This window comes from Chitinophaga sp. (assembly GCF_035564935.1).
Lineage (GTDB): Bacteria > Bacteroidota > Bacteroidia > Chitinophagales > Chitinophagaceae > Chitinophaga.
This window is the reverse complement of the sequence record NZ_DATMTE010000760.1, coordinates 1-4,452: the sequence shown is the minus strand read 5'-3', so window position 1 is coordinate 4,452 and position 4,452 is coordinate 1. Positions and strand designations below refer to the sequence as shown.

General features: G+C 46.7%; 3 protein-coding genes. 2 read left to right on the top strand and 1 reads right to left on the bottom strand.

All coding sequences use genetic code 11. From position 1 onward, the window contains the following. Positions 1–576: 576 nt before the first annotated feature. On the top strand, positions 577–2,334 hold the full coding sequence (locus VN105_RS19725; RefSeq protein ID WP_325643380.1) for a hybrid sensor histidine kinase/response regulator: 1,758 nt from the start codon (positions 577–579) through the stop codon (positions 2,332–2,334). A gap of 74 nt (positions 2,335–2,408) precedes the next feature. Further along, a complete protein-coding gene (locus VN105_RS19720) occupies positions 2,409–3,377 on the top strand; it encodes a terpene synthase family protein (protein WP_325643378.1) in 969 nt (322 codons plus the stop codon). On the opposite strand, the gene VN105_RS19715 is transcribed toward VN105_RS19720, so the two are convergent. Then, on the bottom strand, positions 3,367–4,452 hold a 1,086-nt coding region (locus VN105_RS19715), incomplete at its 5' end, for a cytochrome P450 (protein WP_325643376.1). The genes VN105_RS19720 and VN105_RS19715 overlap by 11 nt on opposite strands.

Sequence of the window (4,452 nt, the reverse complement as noted above, 5' to 3'; positions counted from 1 at the left end):
TAAATATTTGATTAAATGTGCAGATCATATTGATTTTTAATTGTTTGATGTATAGCTTGTCGATAACGAAGAATAGCCGTGCACATGCTATACAGATACATAGGGACCGCTGTGCTCCTCCTGTTAAAATGGAGTAGAGGTGGACTTGATCTGCTTTCTCTCTGTGGTGAAGGGTTTCGAAGGATCTGAATAAATGGAAACTGACAATAAATAGTGCAAAAAGCATGCCCGGATAAACGTATTTACGGTGATTATCCATCATTAATACATTATCAGTTTTACATATCAAAAATAACATTAAATTAACCGTGCCGCATGATTGTGAAAACGCGCAGGTTTACACATCTACATAGGTGTTTATCTTTAGGAATGATAATTCCGTTGTTTCCAAAATAGATTTATAATATGTACTTTCGGTTAAGCGTTTTACCCATTAGAGACGTCAGTTCAGATAGATCGTCCTGCAATCATCAGACACTGTTACTTATGCCCCGATGCCGACATTGAGAATAATTTTATCCATGCTGTATCAAATGCTCAAAAAACCATACTAAAACTATTTTTAAACCTCCTGTTATGAATCGTTTACTGAACCTCATAAATGCCATACGATACGCCGGAGTGGACGAAACAGCACCTTTAAACAAAAAAAGGACCATCATTATTGTTAACACCCTTGCCCTGGTGATCACTTCCCTCTGTATTATTATTTCCGCTTCACTCTGGATCACTGCGCGGCAGCCGATGATTTCAGGAGTGGGATTGTTACAGGCCGCCATTTATTTTGCTATCCCCGTTTTAAATCATTTTCACAGGCACAACGCGGCTACCTTTATCCTGTTCATTATACAATCGGCCAGCGCCATGTATTACGGGGCTATCCTGGGCGATGCCATCAACATAGAAGCACTGGCGGTATTCCTTTGCGGCGCCTCCTTCCTGATCATTAAATCTGCCCCTTACCGCTGGGGCACTATTATCCTGGTGCTGCTCATGACCTTTTTGCTGAAAATAGTATGGCAGAATCAATTGCTGCCACAGCTACCGCTGAATGTTGTAAACCGCAAGCTGATCTATCTTTTTGCCACCGGCGCCGTATTGGCCATGAATGGTGCGGTACTGTATTTTTATGAAAGGGCTATCAATAAAAACAACCGGGAACTGGAAGTCAGGGTGGAAGAAAGGACGGATATGCTGGCCAAAGCCAACAAGTATAAAACAATTTATCTCAACGGCATATCACACGACTTCAGGAACCAGATCAACCCGTTGCATGGCATTCTCCGGGAACTGGTTTGGCAGATCGAGGAAAAAGGAGAGCCCGAAAATATTTCCGTGCCTTCAGAATTGATCCATATCCTCTACTCTTCCTCCCGCAACATGATAGATATGACCACCGACGTGCTGGATATGTCGAAAATAGAAGCCGGCAAATTTGATAAGCCCAACTATACTGTTTTCACACTGTACAACTGGCTCAACCTGTTGGTGGATTCCTACAAGCGGGCAGCAGTGCTGAAAGGATTGCGGATTCAAACAGATTTCAGGCAACCTGTGCCCGGTAGGATCCGGTCGGACAAAGCCCTGCTTACCCGTGCTGTGAGCAACCTGTTATCCAATGCCATCAAGCATACGCCCAGGAACACCACGATCAGCGTAAGCACATCCGTTTCTGAAAACCGTTTGATCATTGATGTGGCAGACGAGGGACCAGGGATCTCTATCGAAAACCAGGAACACATTTTTGATGCCTTCATTTCCACCTCACGGGTAGGAGAGGGTACCGGCTTAGGGCTGTCGATGGCAAAAACTTTTATAGAAGAACTCCAGGGCACTCTCACTATTAACAGTATGCCGGGGCGGGGAAGCACCTTTACCATCAATATTCCGCTGGAAGAAACCGCCGATGCCGCCACTTCGGAAGATAATCCCGCTGCACTTACCTTTGAACAGTTTTCCGGCGCAAACGTGTTGCTGATAGAAGATGATTATGCCAACAAGCGGTTAACAGAGCTGCAGCTGCAACGGGTAGGATGTAATTGCTATCATGCAGAAACAGCGCAGCAGGGCCTTGAAACTGCCAGGGAGATCCTGCCGGATCTTATCCTGCTGGATTATTCCCTGCCGGATAAAACAGGTTTTGAATTTATAGAGATGATACGCAACGATATCACACTTTTATACACGCCTATTATCCTGGTGTCCGGTGAAATGGGTCCTGAAATTATTGAAAAAGCCAGGTATACAGCGAACGGATTTGTGCCTAAACCGGTAAAAGCAGACCTGCTTTACCAGCAAATCAGCCGGTACCTGTCGAAGCGCATTCCCGTATAGTGATGCCTGTTAGTCTTCTTAAAAAATAAATTTTATTGTATCTTATCCGGTGATCATCCTCAGAAAAAAATTTTATGAAATCCATTACCATCCCTGCCCTCTATTGCCCTTTTGAGTCGAAAATCAACAACCACCTTGCGTCTACAGAACAACATACCAACAACTGGATCCGACAGTTCAAACTACATGAAGGCGCCGATTTTGAGAAATTCCTCGGGGACAACTTCGCTTACATGACCGCCCGTTTCTACCCGGAAGCATCCGAAAAAAATTTATGGCTGGCCAACGACATCAATTGCCTGCTTTTTGTGATGGACGATGCCATGGATAACCAGGTAGACAGGGCTGATATGATTAAAACAAGGAATAGCCTGCTGGAGTTTATCGATAAATGCAATGCCATCCTGCATCACCCTGAAACCTATACGGGACCGGACACCGGCGTATTCACCGCTTTACACGATGTATGGATACGGCTCATGGCTATCAGTACCCCGGAATGGCAGCAACATTTTATTGAAAGCCTGCAGATGATGTTCCAGGCCGCTGTATGGGAATTTGATAATGTGGCTGCCGGTAAGATCCCTACCGTACCAGAATTTTATAATACCCGGCAGTTTCTTGGCGCAGCGCATATTTCCACAGATATGATCTCCGTTATTGAAGAGGTGAATATCAGCCGGGAGCTGTTGAACCACCCTACTGTACACGAACTGACGGTACTTGCCCGCAACGCCGTATGCTGGGCAAACGACCTGTTTTCCCTCACCAAAGAGCTGGAACACGGCGATAAGCACAACATGGTGATCATCGTAAAAGAAGAACGGCAAACGGATCTGCAAAGCGCTATCCGGGAAACCGTGATGATCCACGACAAAGATATTCAGCGCTTTGTAACCCTGGCCAATGAACTCCCCGGTGTTGATCCTGATAACGCTGATCTCCGGAAATACATCCGGATACTCAGCGCTATCCTGATCGGTAATATCGACTGGAGCTCAGCGGAAACCAAGCGGTATAACTTTGAATTTGTCAGGGCTTAACGGTATCAAAAAGAACAGGTAACCCTTTCAGGCTGTATACCAGCGAGCTTTTATCCAGCTGCAGCTGCGACTTATCCTTCACCCGGATATTTTTCACTTTGCTGAAAAGCACGGTAAAGGCTATACGTGTTTCCACACGGGCCAACGGAGCGCCCAGGCAATAATGAATACCATGACCAAAATTCATCACCTGGGTGAGGTTGGGCCTGTTGAGGTCAAAAACATCGGGAGCCGGAAATACATCATGATCGCGGTTGGCCGTACTGATCCAGGTATTAACCAGGTCGCCTTTCTTTATTTGCTGCCCGGATAGTTCCACATCACGGGTAGCCACCCTCGGGAAGCCGCGCACCGGCGACAGCAGCCGTAGCGCCTCTGTTACGGCTTTGGGAATATCGCCCGGGTTGGCGGCCAGGTGTTGCTGTATTTCCGGGAACTCTGTAAATACGAATAAGGCATTGGCGAGTGAACTTTTGGTGGTTTCGTAACCTCCCAGGAAAATAGCCACGCACATGGCAATGATATCCAGGTGTTCGAGCCTTTGCCCGTCGGCTTCTGCGGTAATGAGATGACTGATGAGATCTGCCTGGGGGCGGGCTGTTCTTTCTTTAATCAGCTCTCCGAAGAACACACTCATCTCCTGCATGCTTCTCCCGAATATTTCCATACCAATTTCCCTCGGATCACCGGCTACTGCGGTAATCCAAACCCTTACCTGTTCATGGTCATGATCCGGCACGCCCAGGATCTTTGAAATAACCCGGTGCGGGATCAATAATGCAAAGTCGTTTACAAAATCAATTTCACCGTCTGCCAGCCATGGCGCCAGCAACTCTTCGCACTGCTGCGCTATCCAGTTTTCCGATTGCGCAATAATAGCTGGTGAAAACGCCCTGGTAGCCAGCGAGCGGAGCAGTTTATGCCTTGGAGGATCCGCCAGGTTAAGGTTCCTGGTAAAAATATTATCATCCTGTTTGGGCATGTACTCGGAAGAAAAGGTTTGGTGAACGCTTAGAACGGCTTCTACATCTTTGTGCCGGGAGATCTGCCAGGCGCCGGAAACACCGAAATAAGA

Excerpts from the sequence above, each read along its gene's own strand:
- VN105_RS19725 (WP_325643380.1), top strand. The coding sequence starts at position 577 with ATGAATCGTTTACTGAACCTCATAAATGCCATACGATACGCCGGAGTG.
- VN105_RS19720 (WP_325643378.1), top strand. The coding sequence starts at position 2,409 with ATGAAATCCATTACCATCCCTGCCCTCTATTGCCCTTTTGAGTCGAAA.